At 73.0% G+C, this 22,913-nt stretch carries 21 protein-coding genes; 9 read left to right on the top strand and 12 right to left on the bottom strand.

The window, feature by feature from the left end; translation table 11 throughout:
- Position 1: 1 nt before the first annotated feature.
- The 4 genes from ABZ490_RS29425 to ABZ490_RS29410 are packed head-to-tail and all read left to right on the top strand — an operon-like array spanning position 2 to position 4,081.
- A complete protein-coding gene (locus ABZ490_RS29425) occupies positions 2 to 1,150 on the top strand; it encodes a hypothetical protein (RefSeq protein WP_358996315.1) in 1,149 nt (382 codons plus the stop codon).
- A complete protein-coding gene (locus ABZ490_RS29420; protein WP_358996312.1) occupies positions 1,147 to 1,887 on the top strand; it encodes an SDR family NAD(P)-dependent oxidoreductase in 741 nt (246 codons plus the stop codon). Before ABZ490_RS29425 ends, ABZ490_RS29420 begins: the two co-directional genes overlap by 4 nt.
- Positions 1,884 to 2,819, top strand: a complete 936-nt coding sequence (locus ABZ490_RS29415; protein ID WP_358996309.1) for an ACP S-malonyltransferase — start codon at positions 1,884 to 1,886, stop codon at positions 2,817 to 2,819. The genes ABZ490_RS29420 and ABZ490_RS29415 overlap by 4 nt, the downstream gene beginning before the upstream one ends.
- Positions 2,816 to 4,081, top strand: a complete 1,266-nt coding sequence (locus ABZ490_RS29410) for a glycosyltransferase (protein ID WP_358996306.1) — start codon at positions 2,816 to 2,818, stop codon at positions 4,079 to 4,081. The genes ABZ490_RS29415 and ABZ490_RS29410 overlap by 4 nt, the downstream gene beginning before the upstream one ends.
- 87 nt (positions 4,082 to 4,168) lie before the next feature.
- Here ABZ490_RS29410 and ABZ490_RS29405 read toward each other — a convergent pair whose 3' ends face one another.
- The 8 genes from ABZ490_RS29405 to ABZ490_RS29370 are packed head-to-tail and all read right to left on the bottom strand — an operon-like array spanning position 4,169 to position 12,136.
- Positions 4,169 to 5,476, bottom strand: coding sequence for a fatty acid--CoA ligase family protein (locus tag ABZ490_RS29405; protein ID WP_358996303.1), 1,308 nt, complete (start codon positions 5,474 to 5,476; stop codon positions 4,169 to 4,171).
- Positions 5,473 to 6,285 carry a hypothetical protein gene (locus ABZ490_RS29400; RefSeq protein ID WP_358996300.1) on the bottom strand — a complete coding sequence of 271 codons (813 nt, stop codon included), beginning with the start codon at positions 6,283 to 6,285 and terminating at the stop codon, positions 5,473 to 5,475. The genes ABZ490_RS29405 and ABZ490_RS29400 overlap by 4 nt, the downstream gene beginning before the upstream one ends.
- Positions 6,282 to 7,703, bottom strand: a complete 1,422-nt coding sequence (locus ABZ490_RS29395) for a beta-ketoacyl synthase N-terminal-like domain-containing protein (protein ID WP_358996297.1) — start codon at positions 7,701 to 7,703, stop codon at positions 6,282 to 6,284. Before ABZ490_RS29395 ends, ABZ490_RS29400 begins: the two co-directional genes overlap by 4 nt.
- Positions 7,696 to 8,940 carry an aminotransferase class III-fold pyridoxal phosphate-dependent enzyme gene (locus ABZ490_RS29390; protein WP_358996294.1) on the bottom strand — a complete coding sequence of 415 codons (1,245 nt, stop codon included), beginning with the start codon at positions 8,938 to 8,940 and terminating at the stop codon, positions 7,696 to 7,698. The genes ABZ490_RS29395 and ABZ490_RS29390 overlap by 8 nt, the downstream gene beginning before the upstream one ends.
- Positions 8,937 to 9,986: a hypothetical protein gene (locus ABZ490_RS29385; protein ID WP_358996291.1), complete on the bottom strand. Its 1,050-nt coding sequence runs from the start codon at positions 9,984 to 9,986 to the stop codon at positions 8,937 to 8,939. Before ABZ490_RS29385 ends, ABZ490_RS29390 begins: the two co-directional genes overlap by 4 nt.
- Positions 9,979 to 10,221 carry a phosphopantetheine-binding protein gene (locus ABZ490_RS29380; RefSeq protein ID WP_358996288.1) on the bottom strand — a complete coding sequence of 81 codons (243 nt, stop codon included), beginning with the start codon at positions 10,219 to 10,221 and terminating at the stop codon, positions 9,979 to 9,981. Before ABZ490_RS29380 ends, ABZ490_RS29385 begins: the two co-directional genes overlap by 8 nt.
- A 6-nt stretch (positions 10,222 to 10,227) precedes the next feature.
- A complete protein-coding gene (locus tag ABZ490_RS29375; RefSeq protein ID WP_358996286.1) occupies positions 10,228 to 11,343 on the bottom strand; it encodes a 3-dehydroquinate synthase II in 1,116 nt (371 codons plus the stop codon).
- The gene (locus tag ABZ490_RS29370) at positions 11,336 to 12,136 is read right to left on the bottom strand and encodes a 2-amino-3,7-dideoxy-D-threo-hept-6-ulosonate synthase (protein WP_358996283.1); all 801 of its coding nucleotides are present in this window, start codon (positions 12,134 to 12,136) and stop codon (positions 11,336 to 11,338) included. The genes ABZ490_RS29375 and ABZ490_RS29370 overlap by 8 nt, the downstream gene beginning before the upstream one ends.
- A 140-nt stretch (positions 12,137 to 12,276) precedes the next feature.
- Between ABZ490_RS29370 and ABZ490_RS29365 the strand changes: the two genes are divergently transcribed.
- Positions 12,277 to 13,278 carry a Gfo/Idh/MocA family oxidoreductase gene (locus tag ABZ490_RS29365; RefSeq protein WP_358996279.1) on the top strand — a complete coding sequence of 334 codons (1,002 nt, stop codon included), beginning with the start codon at positions 12,277 to 12,279 and terminating at the stop codon, positions 13,276 to 13,278.
- 47 nt (positions 13,279 to 13,325) lie between these two features.
- Here ABZ490_RS29365 and ABZ490_RS29360 read toward each other — a convergent pair whose 3' ends face one another.
- From ABZ490_RS29360 to ABZ490_RS29345, 4 genes are all read right to left on the bottom strand, one after another.
- The gene (locus ABZ490_RS29360) at positions 13,326 to 13,763 is read right to left on the bottom strand and encodes a MaoC family dehydratase N-terminal domain-containing protein (RefSeq protein ID WP_358996276.1); all 438 of its coding nucleotides are present in this window, start codon (positions 13,761 to 13,763) and stop codon (positions 13,326 to 13,328) included.
- Between the two features lie 7 nt (positions 13,764 to 13,770).
- Positions 13,771 to 14,790, bottom strand: a complete 1,020-nt coding sequence (locus ABZ490_RS29355; protein WP_358996273.1) for a thioesterase domain-containing protein — start codon at positions 14,788 to 14,790, stop codon at positions 13,771 to 13,773.
- Between the two features lie 7 nt (positions 14,791 to 14,797).
- Positions 14,798 to 17,467, bottom strand: coding sequence for an amino acid adenylation domain-containing protein (locus ABZ490_RS29350; protein WP_358996270.1), 2,670 nt, complete (start codon positions 17,465 to 17,467; stop codon positions 14,798 to 14,800).
- Positions 17,468 to 17,591: 124 nt separating this feature from the next.
- Positions 17,592 to 18,011, bottom strand: coding sequence for a phosphopantetheine-binding protein (locus ABZ490_RS29345; RefSeq protein ID WP_358996267.1), 420 nt, complete (start codon positions 18,009 to 18,011; stop codon positions 17,592 to 17,594).
- A 202-nt stretch (positions 18,012 to 18,213) separates the two neighbouring features.
- Here ABZ490_RS29345 and ABZ490_RS29340 point away from each other — a divergent pair, with 202 nt between their 5' ends.
- The 4 genes from ABZ490_RS29340 to ABZ490_RS29325 are packed head-to-tail and all read left to right on the top strand — an operon-like array spanning position 18,214 to position 22,844.
- Complete coding sequence (locus tag ABZ490_RS29340) at positions 18,214 to 20,313, top strand: PhoX family phosphatase (RefSeq protein ID WP_358996264.1); 2,100 nt, start codon at positions 18,214 to 18,216, stop codon at positions 20,311 to 20,313.
- A gap of 18 nt (positions 20,314 to 20,331) precedes the next feature.
- Positions 20,332 to 21,300 carry an ABC transporter ATP-binding protein gene (locus ABZ490_RS29335; protein WP_358996261.1) on the top strand — a complete coding sequence of 323 codons (969 nt, stop codon included), beginning with the start codon at positions 20,332 to 20,334 and terminating at the stop codon, positions 21,298 to 21,300.
- Complete coding sequence (locus ABZ490_RS29330; RefSeq protein WP_358996258.1) at positions 21,293 to 22,075, top strand: ABC transporter permease; 783 nt, start codon at positions 21,293 to 21,295, stop codon at positions 22,073 to 22,075. The genes ABZ490_RS29335 and ABZ490_RS29330 overlap by 8 nt, the downstream gene beginning before the upstream one ends.
- Entirely contained in the window at positions 22,062 to 22,844 is a 783-nt protein-coding gene (locus tag ABZ490_RS29325; RefSeq protein ID WP_358996255.1) for an ABC transporter permease, read from the top strand. Before ABZ490_RS29330 ends, ABZ490_RS29325 begins: the two co-directional genes overlap by 14 nt.
- Positions 22,845 to 22,913 lie beyond the last annotated feature (69 nt).

Genomic DNA, 22,913 nt, shown 5'->3' with positions numbered 1-22,913 from the left:
CATGACTACCGCTGACCGGCCCCGCCACATCGACATCGTGATGACCACGATCGGTGACAGCGCGGCCTTCTTCGACGCCTACCGAGGCCTGATCGCCCGGCACGGCGGCGACGAGCGCATCCGGATCGTCGTCGTCCCGGACCGCAAGACCCCCCAGGCCTTCTTCGACGTCTGCGAGCAGGCCCGCGCAGAGGGCCTGGACGTCCTGAGCCCCACCGTGGCGGAGCAGGACGCGCTGCTCGCCCGGCTCGGCGCGCCGACGCTGGTCCCGTACGACTCCGACAACCGCCGCAACATCGGCTACCTGCTGTCCTGGGCGGCGGGAGCGGACCTGCTGATCTCCGTGGACGACGACAACTTCCCCCACGGCGACGACTTCTTCGCCGAGCATCTGAAGGTGGTCGCCGGCGAGCGCTCATACCGCACGGTCGAGGGGGAATCCGGCTGGTGGAACCCCTGCGAGCTGCTCGACGTGACCCCGATGCAGGTCTACCCCCGCGGCTACCCCTACCGGCACCGCGTCCCGGCCCGGGCCACCGTGACCACCGGCCTCGCCGACGTACGCGTCAACGCCGGCCTGTGGCTCGGCGACCCCGACGTCGACGCGATCACCCGGATCGCGGTGGCCCCCGAGGTCCGCGCGCTCACCGGACCGGAGGCGGTCCTCGCCCCCGGCACCTGGGCTCCCGTCAACTCGCAGAACACCGCCGTCCACCGCGACGCCGTCCCCGCGTACTACTTCCCGCGGATGGGCTACCGCGCCACCGGCCAGGTGATCGACCGCTACGCGGACATCTTCAGCGGGTACTTCGTGCAGGCCTGCGCCAAGCACCTCGGCCACGCCGTCCGCTTCGGCACCCCGCTGGCCGTGCACGAGCGCAACGACCACAACCTGCTGCGCGATCTCCAGCAGGAGCTCCCGGCCATCGCCGTCCTGGACGACGTACTGGCCTGGCTGCAGGACGCCAAGCTCGACGGCACCACCTACCACGAGGCCTACCGCTCGCTCTCGCACCAGCTGCAGGACGCGGTGGAGACCATGACCGGTCCCGTGTGGAACCAGGAGCTGCGCGGATTCGTGCACCAGATGGCCCATCTGATGCGCCAGTGGCTGACCGTCCTGGACCGCTCGGCCGACCTCACGCCGTGACGACCGCGCGAACCGTACTGGTGACCGGGGCCACCGGCGCGATCGGCCGCGCCGTCGCCGCCGCGCTGAGCGGCCCCGATACCACGCTCGTGCTGCACAGCAACCGCGACCGGGAGGCGGCCGAGGCACTGGCGCGCGAACTGCGGCCCGGCGCCGCCCGGGTCGAGAAGGTCCGCGCCGACCTGGGCGACCCCGAGGCCGTCACCGCCCTCCTGGACACCCTCGAGGGGACCACCGGCCTGCCGGACGTCTTAGTCAGCAACGCGGCCGTGCTGCGGACCGGTGCCGCGCACCGCATCCGCCTGGAGGACTGGGAACGCACGCTCGCGGTGAACCTGACCGCCGCGATGCTGCTGGCACGCGGCACGCTGCCGGAGATGACGCGGCGCGGCTGGGGGCGGATCGTGTTCACCACCTCCGTCGCCGGGCTCACCGGCTGGCCGTTCCAGGCGGCGTACGCCTCGTCCAAGGCGGGCCTGCTCGGACTGACCAAGACCATCGCACGCGAGACCGCGCGCTTCGGAGTCACCGCCAACGCGGTGGCCCCGGGCTACGTCCCGTCCGAGATGAGTGCGACGGGCGGCGACCGGGCGCGAGAGGCGATCCTCGCCCGGACCCCGATGCGGCGGGCCGGTACGCCGCAGGAGGTGGCGGCGGCGGTCGCCTTCCTCTGCTCCGACCAAGCCTCGTACCTGACCGGCCAGGTCCTGGCCGTCGACGGAGGGATGAGCCTGTGACGTACGCGTTGCTGTTCCCGGGCCAGGGGGCACAGTTCCCCGGCATGGCTCAGCGGTGGTACGAGAAGCACGAGGAGGTCCGGGACCTGTTCGACCGGGCCAGCGAACGCACGGGGCTGCCGCTGCCCACCCTGTGCTTCGGAACCTCCCGTGAGGACCAGGCCCGCACCGACTGGACCCAGCCCTGTGTGCTGACCGCGTCGCTGGCGGGCCTGTTCGCGCTGCGTGCGTTCCTCGCCGAACGAGGCGCCGACCTCGCTCCGGCGGCCGTGGCCGGGCACAGCCTGGGCCACTTCACCGCCCTGGTCGCGGCGGACGTGATCGACGCCGACACCGCCGTCGACCTGGTCCACCGGCGCGGCGAGATCATGTCCACAGCCGCCCACCGGTGCCCGGGCGCGATGGCCTCCGTGATCGGACTCGGCCTCGACCGGGTCCGGCAGATCGTCGCGGACTGTCCCAAGGGCGCGGTCGCCGTCGCCGCCGTCAACGGACCCGACCAGATCGTCGTCTCCGGTGAGCGGGACGCGCTGGCGTGGACGCTGGAGGAGGCCGGGCGCGCGGGCGCGGAACGGGTGGTGCCGCTGGCCATCGGAATCGCCGCCCACTCCGCTCTGATGGCCGAAGCCGAAGAGGAGTTCGCGCAGGAAATCGGCCGACTGCACCTGGCCGAACCCACCGTGCCCGTGGCGCTGAACACCACGGGCACCCTGACCCGCGACCCCGCCGAGCTCAGGTCGGACCTGCTCGTCCACATGACCCGGCCGGTCCTGTGGTGGGACGGCGTCCACGCGCTGCGCGCAGCAGGAGTGCGTCGTCTGCTCGACGTCGGCCCCGGCCGGACCCTCGGCAAGGTACTGCGCCGCGACCTGCCCGACGGCGAGGTCCTCGCCAACGACAAGACCCGAGGGCCGGAGGCCCTGCTGACATGACGATCCGTACGCTGTTCTTTCCCTGGTCCGCCGGCGGCGGCGCCGGGTACACCGGCCGCGGACTGGCCGCCGCCAACCGTCTCGACGAGCGCTTCTCCTGTGCCTTCGGGCCCTCGGCGGTGACTCGGATGGTGGCCGAGGCCGGCTATTCCGTGGTGGGCACGCCGTCGCCCGGCGGCCCGCCGCAGAAGGTTCCGGCCTTCCTGCCGTTCACCGACGTCGAGCGCGTCTTCGCGGCCACCGCCCGTTACTACCGCAAGAGCGTCCTGGCCGATCACCTGGCCCGCGACCTCGCCGCCATCGACGCCTACCGTCCGCACATCGTCGTCACCGACATGCAGCCCACCGCGGTCCTCGCTGCCCGCCTCCGCGGCCTGCCGGTCGTCTCGCTTGCCGACACGGACTTCCTCCACGACACCCCGCACCCCTGGATGCCGTGGAACACCGCCGACCCGAAGAAGCTGCTGCCGCACCCGGACGCGATCGGGGCCATCGGCGAGCTTGCTTCCGAACACGGCCTCGCCCCCGTCCGCCACGTGCGGGACCTGTTGTGGGGCGACCGGACGATCGTGCCGAGCTCGCCGGAGGTGGAGCCGGCGCCCGTCGCGCCCGACGGGCGGAACGAGGCCGTCTTCGTGGGGCCGCTCTACTGGGACCCGCCGGGCCCGCCGTTCCAGCCCGAGCGCAGGGCGGGAACCCGCCACGTCTACGTCACCATCGGCAGCGGTGGCATGGTCACCGAGCGGGCGCTGCGCGAGGTGCTGGCGGCCCTGGACCGGCCGGACCTCACCGTCTTCCTGTCGGCGGGCTTCGCGGCCGCCGACTGGGTGCGGGAGCACCGCAACGTCCAGGTTGGCGGGTTCACCGGGATCACCGGGCCGATCGGCTGGGCCGACCTCGTCCTCAGCCACGGCGGCTACTCCACCGTCCTGGCCTCCCTCGAACAGGGCAAGCCGCAGGTCGTGCTGCCGTTCATGTCCGAGCAGGAGGCGAACGGCCGGTACTTCGTCGAGCAGCATGGCGCCGGACTGGTGGCCCGCACCACGGAGGTCGACCCCGCGGACGGCACCCTCACCTACGTCAACCGGCACGGAGGTCGCACCTCCGACCCGGTCGTCCCGGCCGCGGAGATCGCCCGCACCGTGGACGAGGTGCTGGGTGACGGCGGATTCGCCGAGCGGGCCGGGTATGCCCGGGAGGCCCTGGCCCGGGACCGGGCTGCCGGCGACCTGTCGGAGATCTTCGCCTCCGTCCTGCGCTGACGTCCCGCCCCCACGGGGGCGACGACGAGAGCGGGTGACCCGACCGGGTCACCCGCTCTCGTGCGCGTACCGCCGCCCGCCCCGCCGTCAGAGCACCAGGCGCAGCAGTTCCGAGCGGAGCACCTTGCCGGCCGCGCTACGCGGCAGCGCCTCCACCTCGTACACCGCCTGCGGGACCTTGTACGGCGCCAGCGTGGCCGCCAGGTGCCGGTGCAGCGCCTGGCGGTCGAGCACCCCGTCGACCTCCACGAACAGGCACAGGCGCGTGGCGCCCGGCACCGAGGAGTCACCAACCAGGGCGCACTCGCGGACAGAGGGATGAGCGCTTACCACGGCCTCCACCTCGGTGGCGGAGACCTTGTTCCCGGCGACGTTGATGACGCCGCCCACTCGCCCGAGCAGGGACAGGTGCCCGGCCGGGTCCACGGTGCCCAGGTCGCCGGTGCGGCGCGGGCCGTCCAGGAGCTCGGCCCGCCCGTCGGCGTGGAGGAGCCGGGCGGGGGCGCCGGACACCGTCACGACGACCTCGTCGCCGTGACGGTGTCCGACCGGCTCCACGGAGACGCGGACGCCGTCCACCGCCGGTCCGACCGAGTCTGGGCGGCCCGTGGTGTCGACGGTGAGCATCCCGTACTCGGACGTCCCGAAGTGCTCGACGAGCCGCCAGCCGACGCCGCGCTCCCATGCCGACCGGTGGCCGGGTGTGAGCGGGGACCCCGCCGACACGCACAGGCGCGGGGCGTGGCGCGTCGGCAGCCCGGCCGCGTACCACTGGTAGAGCAGCGGTACGGAGAGCAGGACGTCCACCCGGTGCGCGTCCACGGCTGCCGCGAGCGCCCGGGGGCCGGTGCGCCGGGGCACGCCCACGTAGGTGGCCCCGGCCGTCAAGGCCGTGACGATGCCGCCGCACACGGCGTAGCTGTGGTGCGGCGGCGTGGTGCACAGAACGGTCTCGCCCTCGCGCAGGCCCAGGGCGGCGGCGAAGGCGGCGGAGTTGGCCGCCACCGCAGCCCAGGGACGCTCGACGCACTTGGGCGGCCCGTCCACCCCGGACGTGGTCAGCCCGAGGCCCGGCGTGGCGGTTGGCGGTGCGCCCCGGAAGAGGGCGCGGGCCCGCTCGTGCTCCGCGGGGCGGCCCTCCGCATCGAGCAGTAGCAGACCCGCACCGCGGGTGGCGGCGGCCACGAGGGCCACGGCCACCGTCACCGGGTCGTCGGCCACCAGGTCCTGACGGCCGGAGCCGCCTTCCGTCCGCCACCGCTCCGCCTGTCGCCGGGCGCGCCGGGCCAGTTCGGCGTACGTGACGGAGGCCTCCGCCGACACCACTGCCGGGCAGTCGGGGGCAGCAGCGGCCAGGCCCTCGATCCGTGCGCTCAGCTCGGCGGCGGGGTTCACAGCACCACCATCGCGTCGCGGCGTCCGTCCTCGCCGGGGCGGGAGACCACGAGGGTCGGCCCGTCCGCCCCGGCGAGGGCCCGCAGCAGTCCCGGTGCCGCGTGCAGGACGTCGGCGGCGTGCCGGTCGGCCAGCTGTTTCACCTCAGCCGCGTCCACGCCGCGGTGGACGTCGCCGAACGCACGCGCCCGGCCCCCGGTCTCCGCCCGGCCGGGGGCCGGGCCGTCCGGGCGGAGCACCAGCGCCGTGGCCCGGCCCTTCGGCAGGGTCTCGCCGTCCGGCAGCTCCGGACCGTCGGCGCACGTCACAGCGGCGAACGGGGTCAGTGCCTCGTACTCCGCGACGATCACCTCCGCGGCCCGGCCGGTGCGGATCCGCCGCATCGCGTGGGTCAGCGCCTGGAGTTCCGCGTCCGGGCCCATGAGGGTGGACCCCGCCCCGCCGAGCCCCAGCGCCAGCGCGGCGGCCGACACCAGCGAGTGCGGCGAGTAGAAGAGGAACTGCTCGGGGTCGAGCCACTTGGGGCCCGCCTCGCGCAGTTGCTCGTGCATCACCTCGGCCACGTGCGAGGTGCCGTACCAGGTGGCCGCCGCGATCTCGGTCTCGGCGGGGTCTTCGAGGCCGCCGGCGTGCTCCACCGCGCGCGCGATCGCGGCGGTGAACGCACCGGACAGCTCTCTGGTCAGGGCCGGGGCGTGCTCCCATCCCGCCCGGCCCCGGCCACGCTCGCGCCAGTGCGGGGCGAGGTCGAATTCGGCGGTGGCGCTCCCGGCGATGCGGGCGGCGCGCACCGGGCTGATGACGGTCATGCTCGCTCCCATACGAGTGCAGTGTTGACGCCACCCAGACCGCAGGAGACGGACAGCGCGTACCGGGCCGGGAACTCGCGCGGTTCGCGGACGATGTCGAGGTCGGCGAACAGCTCGTCGGCGGGCTCCGCGCCGGTCGTCGGGGTGAGCGTGCCGTGGGCCAGCGACAGCAGGCACACCTGCGACTCGATAATCCCGGCAGCCCCCTGGCAGTGCCACAGCACGCCCTTGGAGCTGTTCAGCGGCAGCCGGGACAGCCGGTCCCCGAAGACGGCGCGCAGGGCCTCGACCTCGGCCACGTCACCGCGTTTGGTGCCGGGGCCGTGCATGTTGACGAACGACACCTGTGCGGCGTCGATCCCGGCGTCGGCGATCGCCCGGAGGACGGCCACCTCGATGCCGCGCGCCTCGGGGGCGGCCAGGTGCGTGGTCAGGCTCGACGCGCCGTAACCCACCAGCCGGCCGTGCGCCGGGTGGCCCGCGCCCGTGCCCGCCCGGCGCAGCAGCAGGGCGGCGGCAGCTTCCGAGACGGCGATGCCGCGCCGTTCGGAGCTGAAGGGGCGGCAGCCCTGCGGGCTGAGCGTGCGCAGGGATGCCAGACCGTGGAAGCCCGACTCGGAGACGGTGTCGGCTCCGATCACCAGCACCTCGTCGGCCTCGCCGGCGCGCAGCAGGTCCCAGGCGTGTCCCAGCGCCACCGCGCCGGAGGCCGATGCGCTGCCGATGACGGTGGCCGTACCGCCGAGGCCGAGGGCGGCCGCGGCCCGGCGGGCCAGGGTGCCCACGAAGGCCGAACCCGTGGGCGGCGGCCCCGCCTCCAGGGCCTTGGCCAGAGCGTTGCCCCCGGTGTCGGTGGTGCCGACCACCAGGTGGACCCGGGTGCGGTCCTGGACCTGGGCGTCACCGAGGGCTTCCTCGGCGACGGCGTACAGCAGGCTGAACAGTCGGTCGGGCGAGGTGATCTCCTCGTCCCGCGAACCGGGGACCACCCCGACCCGGTGGCTGCTCGCCGTCCCGTAGGGCACCGGCACCCGGTGTGCGCGGCCCGCCAGCAGCGACTGCCACAGCTCGCTGGCACCGTGGCCCGTGGGCCCGACGACGCCGAGGCCGACGACCTCGACGGTCGCCGTCCCGTCCGGGACCGGGTCGTGCGCGGCGGGTTCCTCCTCTCCGGCGGCCGGGCCGACCGCTTCGGCGACGGCCAGCGCGAGCGCAGCGACGGAGACGTCCGGGGCAAAGAGCACCTCGTCATCGATCACCACGCCGGTCTTCTGCTGGAGTTCGGCGGTGAGCGCGATCAGCGCCACCGAGTCCAGTCCCAGGCTCTTCAGCGGCTCCTCGTCGGTGAGCCCGTCCACGTCCGCGGGCACGGTCCGGGCGGCCAGCGCGGCCCGGACCAGTGCCGTGGTGTCAGCCACGGCGCACGGCGGCCTCCGCCGCCCGGAACCCGGCCGCCGTGGCGTCGAGGGCCTTCCTGATGTCCTCCTCGGTCATGGCCCCGCACACGTACCAGTGGTGGTTGGGGTGGAGCAGTACGCCGCGGCGCACGGTCTCCGTGTAGAAGGCGTCCTGGACGCGGGCGCGCAGGTCCTCGTCGGGGTGGGTGAAGCGCAGGAACGGCATCTGCGGCACGCCCACCACCTCAGCGTCGAGCACGGAGGCAGCGACCTGGGCGCGCAGCCCCTCCTGGAACTGTTCGCCGAGGACCTCCACGTGCTTGAGGACGGGCGTGTCGCGCAGTTGGGTGATGGTGGCGACGGCCGCGGCCATCTCGGCGCCGTTGACGTGGAAGGTGGAGCCGATGTGGACCTCGCCAACGGTGCGCATGACCCGCTCGGTGCCGACCAGGGCGGAGATCGGGTAGCCGTTTGCTATGGCCTTGCTGAAGGTGACGAGGTCGGCCGCGACGCCGTACTTCTCCTGGGCGCCGCCCAGGCTCATCCGGAAGCCGGAGCGCATCTCGTCCAGGACGAACAGCGCCCCGTGCTCGTGCGCGAGGTCGGCGGCGGTCTGCAGGAAGCCCTCGGCTGGCGGTTCCACCTCGAACGGCATCATCAGGAGGCAGGCGATCTCGCCCGGGTGGGCCTCGAACTCCGCCCGCAGGCTGTCCAGATCGTTGTAGGTGAAGGTGCCGACCACCTGCTGCGCCTCTTCCGGGACCCCGCCCGGACGGTTGGCGCACCAGTCGTGCCAGCCGTTGTAGCCCCAGCGGATCACCCGCTGCCGGCCGGTGTGCGCCCGGCTGACCCGGACCGCCGCGCTGGTCGCGTCCGATCCGCTCTTGAGCAGGAACACCCGCTCGGCGCCCGGTACGACGGAGGTGAGCAGCTCGGCGAGCTCGACCTGCACCCGCTTGCGCAGGGTGACGGCGAACCCCTCCCGGATCTCCTTGCCGACGGCCTCGGAGACCACCGGATCGGCGTGGCCGAGGATGATCGTGCCGTAGGCGAGGATGAAGTCGAGGTACTTGTTGCCGTCGACGTCCCACACGTACGCGCCGGAGGCGCGCTCGGCGAAGACGGGGTACTCGCCGTCCACGAGCCGGTCGCGCTGCAGGACGTAGCCGGAGTACGCCAGCGTTGCGTCGACCCGGGCGGCCCGCGCCAGCAGGTCCTTCGATCCGCTCAGCGCGAGCGGAGGGGCGGTGTCGCTCATCGGTTGTCTCCCTCGGAGGTCGCGGTGGTGGGCGGGGCCACTGCATCGGCGAAGCACCAGTCGCGCATCCGCTCGACGCGGTGCCACAGCCGGTCGTCGGGCCGGCCCGGCGGGGTGGGGGTCAGCCCCAGTTCGGTGTGGGTGGTGGTCACGAGGCGGGCAAGGGCGGTCCGGACGGAGTCGAAGGCGGGCAGCACCGGCCCGTAGACCGAGGAGTCCTCCGCCCGCTCGCCGGCGAACCGGTGGGCGCCCAGCAGCGCCATGCCCAGGCGCTGGGCCGCGGCGGCCGCCGCCTTCGAGGCGTCCGCGACGGCCGGCGCCGTGTCCTGGACCGACAGGGAGGTCAGGAACAGCGCGGGCTGCAGCTCGCCCAGGACCAGGACGTGCAGCGCGCGGGCCGTCGGTCCGCTCAGGCCTTCGCGCTCCCACCGCGCGGCGAAGCCGCCCAGGGCCGCCAGGTCGTCGGCGGTCCAGCGGGCCATCGGCTCCAGGAGCGTGGTTCGCAGCAACTCGGCGGTGTCGTTCGGGGCGTCGAAGTGGACGGTGGCGAACCGGCAGGCGCCGCGCTTCACCTCCGGCGTGATCTTGATGTGCCGGACGTAGCCGTCCTCGGCCGGTGCGTCGGTGTCGAGGGCCACGAGCCGCGATCCGGCGCACCCGACGACCAGCACCATGTGGTCCAGGAAATGCCGCTTGCCCTCGAACTCGTCCCCGGGCCAGTAGAAGCGGTCGGGCATCAGGATGACCGGGGTCCCGTCCGCGACCAGGCGCTCCAGCTCCGCCCAGTGCTCGCGTCCATCGACGGCGTTGCGCCACCGCAGGCGGCCGGACCGGAACCGGCCCGACTCGCGCCGGCCGCCGCTCAGGTCGAGCGGCTGGGCCAGTGCGCGGGCCACGTCCAGCGGGCCGAAGCCCTGAGCCCGCAGGACCGATTCGGCGCATCGCAGCAGGCAGCTGAGGCCGTCCAGCGGGCCGGTGCGCCAGCCCAGCGACAGCTCCGGGTCGAAGACCGGCCGGACCGGGGCGGCCTGAACCCGGTCAGCCATTGATCCGGGTCGCGATGGTGCCTGCCAGGTCGCTCACGGTCCCATACCGGCCGAGGTCGAAGTCCGTGTCCTCGAAGTCGGCGTCGTCGCTCCGCTCGAAGCTGGTCAAAAGGTAGACGAGGTCGATGGAGTCCACTCCCAGGTCGGCCAGGCCGATCTCCGGGGTGACCGTCTCGGTGACGGAGTCGCGCTGCTCCAGCAGTTCGATGACCCGGTCGAGGATGGTAGCGCTCATGGGGCGTCAGACCTCCACGATCGTTTCGGAAACGGAGATGCCCACGTGGCGGCCCGGCTTGGCGGCGACCGCCATCATCCGGTCGCCCGGCATGATCGTGGTGCAGTTGCGGACCTTGCCCTCGGCGTCGAAGAGCCGCACGTGCCAGTCGTCCTGCACGATGGTGTTGATCGTGGAGTCGCCGATCCGGCACTCGATCAGACGCAGCGGGCGGACCTCGCTCTTGACCCGGCCGACCACGACCGGGCGGGCCCGGCCGGAGGTATTGACCGCGAGCACCGGCTCGCCGGCGCGCAGGTCCGTGATGTAGGCGGTGCGGCCGCCCGGCGTCCACAGGTAGGAGTGCGAGGCGCCCGCGTTGACCCGGAAGGGACGCAGGTTCATGTACGGCAGGTAGTGCACCTCGGCACAGACCAGCAGGCCGCCCGAGGAGGTCGAGCCGACGAGCATGCCCTCGTCCGGCTCGAAGAGGTCCGCCGTGTCCACGCAGCCCCGCACCCCCATGCCGATGGAGCGCACGTCGGTGACCTCGGCGGCCACCAGGTCCAGCTGCTCCGTGTGGAACGCGGCGAAGGCGTTTCCGAGCGCGGCCACGTCCCCCGGGGAGTCGACGCGGAGCAGCATGGCCTCCGGACCGTGCTGGAGGACGCCGCGGGTCACCAGGGCGTCGTTCAGGGACCGCACCCGCTTGATGACCGTGGTCTCGTGGTGCTGCGCCTCGGCGATGATCAGTTCGAGCGGGATGTTGGTCTCGTCGGAGAAGCTGACGACGAGCACGTCCACCAGGCCCAGCGCGGCGACCGCCGCGTTCATGCTGTCGGCGTCCTCGACCTCGATCCACAGGCCGCGCCGCCAGGCCGCGGGCAGCCGGCCCAGCGTGCCGAGGTCCTTGGAGATGACGGTCAGCGGACGCTGGGCGTCCAACCCCTCCAGCTCGGCCGGTTCCTGGACGAGCACCGCGGTGCACACCCGTTCCGGCAGCATGGTCGACGGGACCTGGCCGGGGCTCAGGAGCACGCCCTCGGCGGGCGTCTGGAGGACGTGGGTGAGACGGTCGGGCGTGGACTCGCCGAGGTGGGAGAGGTCGCACCAGATCGGAATGGGGCCGTCTGCGTTAGACATGGGTCGGAACATCCTCGGAGTAGGGGAGCGGGGTGGAATCGGAGTGGACGGCCGCCCGCAGCTCGGTGAGTACGCGCTGCGGGTCGTCGTGCTGGAAGACCTTGCGGCCGACGCAGACGCCCGCGGCACCGGCCCGGAGAGCGTCGGCGACGGTGGCGTGCAGGGAGTCCTTGTCGCCGGTGCGCTCGCCACCGGCGACGACCACGGGCACGAAGCAGCCGTCGACGACGGACGCGAAGGACTCTTCGCTCCCGGTGTACTGCACCTTGACGACGTCGGCGCCAAGTTCGGCGGCGACCCGGGCGCCGTGCGCGACCTTGCCCGGCTCGGCCACCGGGTCCGCGCCGCGCACGTACACCATCGTCAGCAGGGGGACGTCCCACCGAGCGCACTGGCCGGCGATCGCGGCCAGGTCGGTGAGCATCGCCTTCTCCTCGACCGTGCCGAAGGTGACCTGGACGGAGACGGCGTCGGCACCGAGCCGGACCGCCTCGGCGACCGTGCCGGTCAGGGTCTTGTCGTAGCCGCGGCCGGACAGGTCGGTGCCAGCGGAGAGGTGCATGACCAGGCTCGTGCTGTCTGCCAGCTCGGCCGGTATGCGCTGGAGGACGCCCCGATGGGCGATGACGGCGTCCGGCTCACCGGCCAGGAGCGTCGGAAGCGCCTTGTGAAGGTCGGTGATCCCCCGGATCGGTCCGAGGGACACGGGCTGGTCGATGGGCAGCATGACGCTGCGCCCGGAGAACGGAGAGAACAGCCTACGCAGTCTGCGCTCTTTTCCGCTGACGATCATGTCCATACTCCTGCGAGATCTGTCCCGGCCGTTGGCTGAATGGAGCAACAGCTTCGGCCTGGTCACGCGGCGGCCGAGCGGGCTGGCAGTTAGCTGCCAGGGCGCGGTGGGCCGTCGGGGCGGCCTCGCACGCTTTGGGGATGACACAGATCGCAGTACTGGGAGCGGGGCGCATCGGCTCCCTGCACGCCGCCAACCTCCTGGACGCCGAGCCGGGCCTCGACCTGGTCGTCCACGATTCCGACACGGCCGCCGCCGAGGCCCTCGCCGCCCGGATCGGGGCCCGGGTGGCGCACGGCGTCGCGGACGCGCTCGCGGTCCGCGACGGCCTGGTGGTCGCCACCCCCTCGCACACCCACCCCGGCCTGATCGCCGAGGGGGTCGAGCACGGCCTCGCGGTCTTCTGCGAGAAGCCGGTCGCCACCACGCTCGCCGAGGCCCACCGGGTGACGGCACTGGTACGGCGGACCGGCGCCCGTGTGCAGATCGGCTTTCAGCGGCGGCGCGACCCCGGCTACGTCCGGATGCGCGCAGCCGTCGCCGCGGGCGACCTCGGCGACGTCCTGATGGTGCGGGCCACCGCCTTCGACGCGGAGCCGCCGCCCGCCTCCTACCTCGCCGTCTCGGGCGGGATGGCCGCCGACTGCGTGGTGCACGACCTGGACGCCGTGCCCTGGCTCGCCGGCCAGCGGATCACCGAGGTGTACGCGGACGGAGCCGTGCTCACCGAGGGGCCCTACGCGGAGCTGGGCGACCACGACGTGCTGACCGTGCTGCTCACGCTGGAGGGCGGGACCCGCGGAGTGCTGACCGCGAGCCGGACCGACCCGCACGGCTACGACCACCGCGTCGAGCTGCTCGGTACGAAGGGCTCCGCCGCCGCCGGGCTGACGGACCGCACTCCGCTGGCCCTGCTGGACGGCGCGCGGCGGGCACCGGCCCCAGCGGACGGCCACTGGGGGTTCCTGGACCGCTTCGCGCCCGCTTACGCGGCGGAGATGACCGACTTCCTCCGCCTGTGTCGGGGGACCGGCGAGAACCCCTGCCCGCCCGAGGCCGCGCTGGACGCGATGCGCGCGGTGGCCGCCGTACAGGTCTCGCTGCGCGAGGGCCGACGGGTCGCCCTTGACGAGATCGACTGAGACCGTCCCGCGCCGCACGCGACCTCCTCGCGTGCGGCGCCGGGCAGTCAGGAGCCGGTCGTCACGACGGTGTTGCGCACCAGGGCCACCGGTTCCGTCCCGGCCCGCACCGTCACCTCCGTGACCAGCAGTTCGCTCGTCCCGACCCGTTCGATCGAGGACACCCGGACCGCACAGGTGAGCAGGTCCCCCGCGTACACCGGCCGGTGCGCGGTGATGCGCGACTCGCGGTGGCGCAGCGACGCGGGGTCCGCGCCGAAGGCCGGGTCGTCGAAGAGGACCCGTTCCGCCCGGAGCGCCAACGCACCGGTGTACGTCGGCACGGCGAGCACCGCGGGATGGCCGAGCCGGGCCGCGGCCGCCGCGCACCGGCAGGCGGGATGCCGTTCACCGACCGCGTCGGCGAACGCGACCAGCTCGGCCTCCGTCACCCGGTGCACGTGGCGGGGCAGGACCTCAAGGCCCGCGTAGGACCGGTTCAGCACCGCGTCCTCACTCCCGGCCGGCCAGCAGTTCGCGCAGGGCGGCGGCGAGCGCGGTGGCCCCCTCGAGTTCCATCACCCCGAAGTGGCCGCTTTCCAGGACATGGGTCCGGATCCCGCCCGCGTACGGGCCCCAGCCCAGGTCCGATTCCTCCCCGCAGCAGAAGAGCACCATCTCGCCCGGGTACGGCACGGGCGAGAAGGACCGTACGGCTTCGAGGTTCGCCCAGACCGTGTCGAAGATGTCGCCGAGGCGCTCCACGGGGAAGCCAGCGCTGAGGACGTCCCTCTCCACGCACAGCCGGTGCAGGGTGCGCACTGCCGTGTCCCGGTCCGCGCCGCGCAGCACCGAACCGTCCACGTCGGAGCGGTCCGCCTTCAGCACGATCCGGACCACCTCGTCCCACGGGTCGAGGGGGGCGGGGTTCCGCACGTCGGTGTCGACGACCGCGAGGAAGGGCTGCTCCCCGGTCCGTTCGAACAGCAGGCGGGCGCACGTGTGGGCGAGGATGCCGCCCATCGAGTAGCCCAGCAGCTGGTGCGGCCCCTTGGGCCGGAGCCGGACGATCTCCTCGACGTAGGAAGCGGCCATCTCCTCGATGTCCGCCACGGCCGACGAACCGTCGCTGAGCCCGATCGACTGCAGTCCGTACACCGGCTGCTCGTCGCCCAGGGCCTGGGCCAGGGCGACGTAGCGGGACACGTTCCCGCCGATCGGGTGCAGGCAGAACAGGGGCGGCCGGTCGCCTGCGGCGTCGATCGGGACGAGCACGGCCGGTCCGGGGGTCGCGCTGCCCCGCAGCAGCATGGCCAGGTCCGCCACTGTGGGGCTGCGGACCAGTTCGGCTAGCGGGATGTCGTACCCGAAGGCGCTGTTGAGGCGCGCCAGGAGCCGGACGGCGGCGAAGGAGGTCCCGCCGACGCGGAGGAAGCTGTCGTGCACGCCGAAGTCGGAGTGTCCGAGCAGCTCGCTCCAGATCTCACCCAGTTCGGCCTCGACACCGCTGCGGGGCCGGAACGTTGACGTCATACCGCTGCTACTTCCTCTCGATTACATAGGCCACCAGCTGCCGGCCGCCCGTGGGGTCGGCGCGGGTCACCACGACCGCGTCCTTCACCCGCGGATGGCGCCGCAGGACCGCTCCGATCTCCTCCAGTTCGATCCGGTGACCGCGCACCTTGACCTGGCCGTCGGCGCGGCCTAGGAACTCGAAGGTGCCGTCCGGCCGCATCCGGACCAGGTCACCGGTCCGGTACAGCCGCCCGCCGGGGAACCGTTCGGCGGTCAGCTCGGCACGGCCCAGGTAGCCCAGGGCCACGCCGTGACCGCCGATGCACAGTTCGCCGACGACTCCGGCCGGCTGGGCGCGCAGCTCGTCGTCCATCACGAAGGCCGTGGTGTTGGCGATGGGCCGGCCGATCGGGACGGACTCGCCCGGTGCGCCGGGGGCGATCTGTGCGCAGAGGGACCACACGGTCGTCTCTGTGGGGCCATACATGTTCCACACGGTGTCGGCCACCTCGCACAGGCTGTCGGCCAGGTCCCGGCTCACAGCCTCGCCGCCGCACAGGGCCCGGCGGACGCGGGGGCCGCCGGCCAGTTCGGGCACCAGGTGCCGCCAGGTGATGGGCGTCGCCTGAACGGTAGTGACCCCCTGGCCGCAGATCAGGGCCGCCAGCGCCTCGGGGTCGCGGGCATCCCCGGGGCTTGCGATCACCACCCGGGCCCCCACCGTCAGCGGCAGGAAGAGCTCCAGGACCGCGATGTCGAACGACGGACTGGTGAGCGCCAGCATGACGTCGTCGCCGGTCAGGCCCGGTTCGACGGCCATCGAGGCGAGGAAGTTGACCACGGCCCGGTGCGGCACGAGCACGCCCTTCGGCAGGCCCGTCGAACCCGAGGTGTAGATCACGTACGCGGGGTCCTCCCCGCTCGTCGTCTGTGCCGCGGCGGGTGCGTCCGGTCCGGCCAGCGCCTCCTCGACGACCACCACCGGCAGGTCCGTGTCCGGCAGGTCCGCCGCACCCCGTTCCGTGGCGACCACCAGGGAGGCCCCCGAGTCGGCGAGGACGAACTCGGCGCGCTTGCGGGGGTAGCCGGGATCCACCGGCAGGTAGGCGGCGCCGATCTTCCAGGCAGCGAGCATCGACAACAGCATGTCCACCGAGCGGTCCAGGTACAGGGCCACCACGTCGCCCCGGCCCACTCCCTCATCGGCCATGGCCGTCGCCATCCGGGCGGCCGCCCGGTCGAGCTCGGTGTAGGTCAGGTCGCGGCCCACCGATATCACGGCCACGGCGTCCGGGCGCTCGGCGACCCGTCGCTCGAACAGTTCGAGCACCCCGTCGACAGCGGGGACCTCAACGGCGGGGGGCGCGCAGAGGGCGGACGTCCGCTCCATCTCCTCGTCCCCGGCCAGCTCCAGCCGGTCCACGGCGGTCCCCGGGGCCCGGAGGGCGTGCCGGAGCAGCTCGCGGACGTGGCGCAGCAGCAGGTCGGCCGTCTCCGGCGCGAAGACGTCGGCCGCGCAGACGACCGTGAGCCGGGTGGTCTCGCCGTCGGCGCTGTCGACCACAATCAGTTCGAGGTCGACGGCCGAGGTCACCGCGCCGACCTGGACCGGTGCCACGCGCACGCCGGGCAGCACCAGCCCGTCACCGGAGGAGCCGTGGTTGAAGACGGTCTGAAAGACGGGGGCGTACGTCGGGTTCCGCTCGGGCTGCAGAGCGGCGACGAGCTTGGCGAACGGCAGCTTTCGATGCTGCAGGCCTTCGGTGACGGTGCCGCGCACCCGGCGCAGCACATCGGCGAAGGAAATTCCTGGCTCCAGCCGTACCCGGATCGGCAGGGCGTTCATGAACAGGCCGATCAGGCCAGTCAGTTCCGGGGCGTCCCGGCCCGACACCGGCATGCCCACCACAAGGTCCCTCTGCCCGCTGTGCCGGTAGAGGGCCGCCGCCCACGCGGACAGCAGCACCATCGTGGGAGAAACCCGGTGCTGCCGCGCGAAGGCCGACAGCGCGGCCCTGTCGTCGGCGCTCAGCGTGCCGTCCGCCTGGTGGGCGCGGTAGGACAGGCGGGACGGGCGAGCCCGGTCGAGGGGCATGCCGAGCACCGGCGGGGCGTCCTGGAGCTCCTTGCGCCAGTAGGCCAGCGAGGGCTCCCAGTCGGTGGCGGCCTCGTCCTCCACCCAGGCGCCGTAGTCGGTCGGAAGCGGCTCCGGGGTCCAGTCGCGGCCCTCGGCGAGAGCCGCGTACGCCTCGCCCAGCTCCCGGGTGAGCACCCCCACCGACCAGCCGTCGCCGACGATGTGGTGCAGCGTCATCACGATCAGGTGGTGTTCGGGAGACACCTCGTACAGGGTGGAACGCAGCAGTCCCGGCTCCCCGAGGTCGAAGGGCCGGCGCACGTCCCGCGCGGCGTGTTCCAGCGCCTCCTGCGCCGAGGCGACCGGCAGGAAGGTCAGCTCCGGGACGTATCCGTCGTGCACCACCGCGTGCGGCACCCCTTCCACGCCGCGCACCGCGCTGCGCAGGGGTGCGTGGCGGTCGGCCAGGGCGGCGAGCGCGTTCCCGAAGGCCTTCTCGTCCAGCGGGCCGTGCGTCTCGTACGCGACCACGATGTGGTCCACGTTCGTGCCCGGATTTAGCTGTTCCATCAGCCAGATCCGTTCCTGCCCGAGGGACAGCCAGCGCCGTGTGCTCATCGGACGGTCCCGCCTTCCCGCTCGAGCCGGACGGCGCGTGCGCAGGGGCGGCGCACCGGTCCGTGCTCCGTGACCGACGGTGCCACCGGCCCGTGCCGCCCGTCGCGGCCGCGGCGTGACGGCGTCATTGGGAGGCCTCCCCCGCATGCAGCGCCTCCCGTACCTGGGCGGCCAGCGCCTCGACGGTGGGCCGCTCGAAGAAGGCGCGTGACGACAGGGCCACGCCGTGGACGTCGCGCAGCCGGGCGACCACGCGCACCAGGTGGAACGAGTTGCCGCCCAGCCGGAAGAAGTGGTCCTTGGCCCCGATGTTCTCCTGGCCCAGCACCTCGCTCCAGATCGCGATCACGGAGCGCTCGACCTCGTCGCGCGGCGCGACCACCGGGCTGGACGCGGCCTCGCTCGTCAGCGGCTCGGGGAGCGCCTTGGTGTCGACCTTCTTGTTGGGCGTCAGGGGCATTTCGTCGAGTTCGACGATCACTGCAGGCACCATGTAGTGCGGAAGATGCTGTTCGAGATAAGCGCGCAGATCTGCTTCCGGCACGGGACCCTCCTTCTTCGTGCGGACGGGTGATCTGGCCCATCGTGGGTCCGGGCCCGGAGCCCCCCACGACCGTGGCCACAAGTTGCCGCCCTCGTTGACCAGCCCTGTGACCTGGCCTTCCATGGGGACTCCGGCACTGCCCTTCTCGCAGTCCGCCGATGACACCCAGCTTCGTGCCTCGTGAGGGAGAGCTGCCTTGGCCATGGCAGAACCACGTTTCCTGCCGCTCCTGGGGGAGCACCGCGGGCGTTCCGCGATGACCTGCCTGTACCGGTGCGGCAACGCCTGCGCCCACCCCGCGCCCAACACGTCGGGCAACCCGTACTTCGGTGACGTGGTGGCCGAGGGGGTGAGCCGCCGCGGCGCCCTGCGCGGCGCGGGCGCCCTGGTCCTCGGAGTCACCGCGGGCGGCCTCGCGGCCGGTCCCGCCGCGGCCAGCAGCGGGGCCGGTACGGCGGGCACGGGCACGGAGGTCGCGGGCGCCCCCGGCACGGGGACCCGCGCTCCGTCGTTCCCGCCGGTGGCCCCCACCCGTGAGGACACGGTCAAGGTCCCGGAAGGGTACGAGCACGCCGTCGTCGTATCCTGGGGCGACCCCGTCACCCCCGGCAGTCGGCCGCTCGACCCGGCCCGGCTCACCGCCGCCGCGCAGGCCCGGACCTTCGGCTACAACAACGACTACGTCGCCGTGCTTCCGCTGCCCGGCGACGATCGCGGCGACCGCGCCCTGCTGGTGTGCAACCACGAGTACACCAATCCCGAACTGATGTTCTCCGGCTTCACCAGTCTGGACGCGCTGTCCGAGGAGGAGGTCCGGGCGACCGTCGAGGCCTCCGGCATGTCTGTTGTGGAGATCCGGCGGGATTGCGGGTCCGGCCGCTGGCGCCTGGTCCGCGAGGGCGCCCGCCGCCACAACCGCCGGGTCACCCGCTTCACCACGCGCTTCACCGTCACCGGTCCGGCCGCCGGGCACCCGCTGCTGCGCACCGCCGAGGACCCCCGCGGACGCACCGTGTGGGGAACCCTCGCCAACTGCGCTGGCGGCGTCACCCCGTGGGGCACCGTCCTATCGGGCGAGGAGAACTTCAACTACTGCTTCAGCAACGGCGCCCAGGCCCCCGAGGAGCTCAAGCCCAGACTGGCCCGCTACGGCGTCGACGTGAAGTCGCCCATGACCACCCGCGGCTGGTCCCGAGTGGATGAGCGCCTCGACCTCGCCAGGCACCCGAACGAAGTGCACCGCTTCGGCTGGGTCGTCGAGCTCGATCCGTACGACCCCACGGCCACGCCGCGCAAGCACACCGCGCTGGGCCGCATCAAGCACGAGGGCGCCACCGTCACCATCGCCCCCGACGGCCGCGTCGTCGCCTACATGGGCGACGACGACCGGTTCGAGTACCTCTACAAGTTCGTCTCCGACCGCACCTACGACCCCGGCCTCTCGGCCCGCGCCCGCGCGCACAACAGGACGCTCCTGGAGTCGGGTTCCCTGTACGCCGCCGAACTCTCGGCGAGCAGCCCCGGCGAGATCGACGGCAGCGGGACCCTGCCCTCCGACGGCTCCTTCGACGGCCGGGGCCGCTGGATCCCGCTGGTGAAGAACGGCCGCTCCATGGTCCCCGGCATGACCCTCGAAGAGGTGCTGATCTACACCCGGGAAGCCGCCGACCGCGCCGGGGCGACCAAGATGGACCGCCCCGAGGACGTCGAGACCAGCCCGGTCACCGGCAAGGTGTACGCCTCGCTGACCAACAACACCCGCCGCGGAGCCGCCGGGTACGCCGGCGCGGACGAGGCCAACCCCCGGACCGTCAACAAGCACGGCCACATCCTGGAGATCACCGAGGACGGCGGGGACCATAGCACCGAGACCTTCGGCTGGACCCTGCCGATCGTCTGCGGTGACCCCGCCGACCCCACCACGTACTTCATGGGCGGGGACAAGAACGGCGTCTCGTCGATCTCCTCGCCGGACAACCTCACCTTCGACCGGTCCGGCAACCTCTGGATCGCCACCGACTCGGCCTACGCTCTGGATGCCAACGACGGCCTGTACGCCACCGCGCTGTCGGGCCCCGAGGCAGGACGCGTGCGCCGGTTCCTCAGCGCCCCGGTGGGCGCCGAGGTGTGCGGCCCGTACATCACGCCCGACGGCCGCACCGTCTTCGCCGCCATCCAGCACCCCGGCGAGGTCGACGGCTCCAGCTACGACAGGCCCGCCTCCACATGGCCGGACAGCGGGGTGCCGCGCCCCTCCGTCGTCTGCGCCTGGCGCACCGACGGCCGTCCGGCCGGGCACTGAGCACAGGGAGGCACCGACATGTCCCGACCCACCGTGGAGATCGAGAACCTCGGCAGAGTGTTCCGCGACAAGGGCAAAGAGGTCACCGCGCTGAGCAAGGTCTCCTTCCACATCGACGAGGGCGAGGTGGTCGGCCTGCTCGGCGGCAACGGCGCCGGCAAGACCACCCTCACCCAGATCATCAGCACCCTCCTGCTGCCCACCAGCGGCACCGTCCGGGTCTTCGGTCACGACGTCGTCCGGGACGTGAACGCCGTCCGGCGCAGCACTGTCGCGGTCTTCGGCGGCGACCGGGGCCTGTACCGGCGGCTCACCGGGCGGGAGAACCTCGTCTTCTTCACCATGCTCGGCGGCCACGGCCGTCGCGGACTCGCCGCACGGGTGGACGGGGCGCTGGCCGAGGCGGGCCTGGCCGAAGCCGCCGACCGGCCCGTGCAGACGTACTCCAAGGGCATGAAGCAGCGCCTGCACCTGGCCATCGGCCTCGTGGCACGGCCCCGGCTGCTGTTGCTCGACGAACCCACGGTCGGCCTCGACCCGGTCGAGGCCGAGCGGGTCCGCACCGTCGTCGCCGGACTGCGCGACGAGGGCGTGTCCGTCCTCCTCACCAGCCACTACCTGCTCGACATCGAACGGCTCGCCGGACGGGTGGTCCTCCTCGACGGCGGCCAGGTCATCGACTCCATGACCGTCCCCGAGTTCGCGAAGACCGCCGGATACACCGCCACCGTCACGGTGCGCGGCCGGGGCCCCGCGCCCGCCCGCGACGCGACCGCCGGCGACGAGGACTGCCTCGTCGTCGACGAGGTCACCACCGAGGGGTCTGTCTGGACCGCCCGGCTCAGGGTCCGCGACTGGGGCGCCGAGGCGCTCGGCCGGCTCAGCGGCCTAGTCGACAGCAGCGAGATCCTCGGCATGGACGTGGCACCGCTGCGCCTGGAGGACGCCTACGCCCGGTTCGAACTCGGGGGGACGCGCCATGGCTAGCCGTATCGCGGGCACCGCCTGGGTCCTGTGGACCTGTGCCCGGATGCAGATCCGGGAGATGAGCGGGAACCACCTCGGTCTCGTCATCGGCGTCGTCCAGCCCGTCGTGCTCATCCTGGTCACCGTCGGCTCACGGTCCGCCCAGCCGGCCGAGACCGTGACCCGGTGGACGATCGGTGTGCTCCTCACCTCGCTGTGGGCCAGCACCGTCTGGGTGGCGGGGGGCATCCTCCGCCTCGAACTCCACTACGGCACGCTCGCCGCCAGCGTCACCAGTGTGCGCCCCGGCTTCCTGGTCCTCCTCGGAAAATGCCTCGGCGCCACCCTGCGGGGGGTCGCCGTCATCGCCGCGTCCGTGACCGTGACCCTCCTCCTCACCGGTGTGCGGGTCTCCCTCGCCCATCCCGGGTGGCTGCTTCTCGGCAGTGCCGTCACCATCGTCTCCGGGGCGGCGCTCGGCATGCTGCTGGCCTGCGTGCTGCTGCTCACCCACTACGGCCTCCAGGTGTCCGCGGCCCTCATGTACCCGGTGTTCCTGCTGGGCGGCCTCCTCGTCCCCTCCGACCTGCTCCCCGCCTCCGTCAACTGGATCTCCACGCTGATCAGCTTGCGCTGGGCGCAGGAGTTCCTGGCCGACACGGCCGCCGGACACGTCGACCTCGGTGCGCTCGGCACGCTCGCCGCGCTGACCGCCGGCTACTTCGCCCTGGCGATCGCCTCGTTCGTCCGGGTCGTGGACCGCGCACGCAAGGAGGGGACCCTTGAACTGGTCTGAGACGCTGTGGCGGTACTCCGTGGTGGCGCGCTTCGGCTGGTGGGAGTTCCGCGTCGAGAACCCGCCCGTCATCGTGCTGACGGCCCTGCTCCCGCGCGCCGTCCTGCAGTGCCTGTTCTTCACCGTCCTGGGCAGGGTCATCGGCCTCGCCGATCCGGCCTTCGCGTTCACCGGCTCCCTCGCCGTCATCCTGACCCTGTCGGGGGCGGTGGCGGTGATGGACGTCCCCATGCTCGACAAGTGGTGCGGCACCTTCTACCGGATCCGCGGCGGACGGATCCCGGCCTTCCCCGTCTTCCTCGTGCGCTCGCTGCCCTACACCGGGCTCGGACTGCTCTACTGCGTCGTTGCCATGATCGTCGTGACGCCCCTGACCGGGCTCACCGCCATCCTGCCCGCGCTGCTGCCCTGGCTGCCGGTCTACCTCCTGATGGCGTGGACGACCAGCGCGGCCGGGCTGGCCGGCGCCGCCCTGGCCGTCGGACGGCGCGCCGACGGTCTCGCGGGCAACCTGCTGGCCTACCTCGTGCTCCTCGCCAGCGGGGTGCTGCTCCCGTCCGGCCGCCTGCCCTGGGTCGATGCCCTCGGCGCCGTCCTGCCCGTGCGCAACGGGCTGCTCGCCGTCCGGAGCGGCATGGCCGGGGAGCCCTGGGCCGGTCACCTGCTCGCCGAGGCGGCGGTCGGAGTCGGCTGGCTGCTGCTGGCCTGGCTGATCGTCGTCTGGCAGGTGCGCCGGGCCCGAGCGGGCGGCGGCGACGACTTCGCCTGAGGGCCTGACGGCCTGACGGCCCGACCGGCCCGGTCGTACCCCGGCCGCCCCACCCGCCCCCTCGTCCCG

Source organism: Streptomyces sp. NPDC005811 (genome assembly GCF_040630405.1).
Lineage (GTDB): Bacteria > Actinomycetota > Actinomycetes > Streptomycetales > Streptomycetaceae > Streptomyces.
This window is presented reverse-complemented; position numbering and strand designations above follow the sequence as displayed.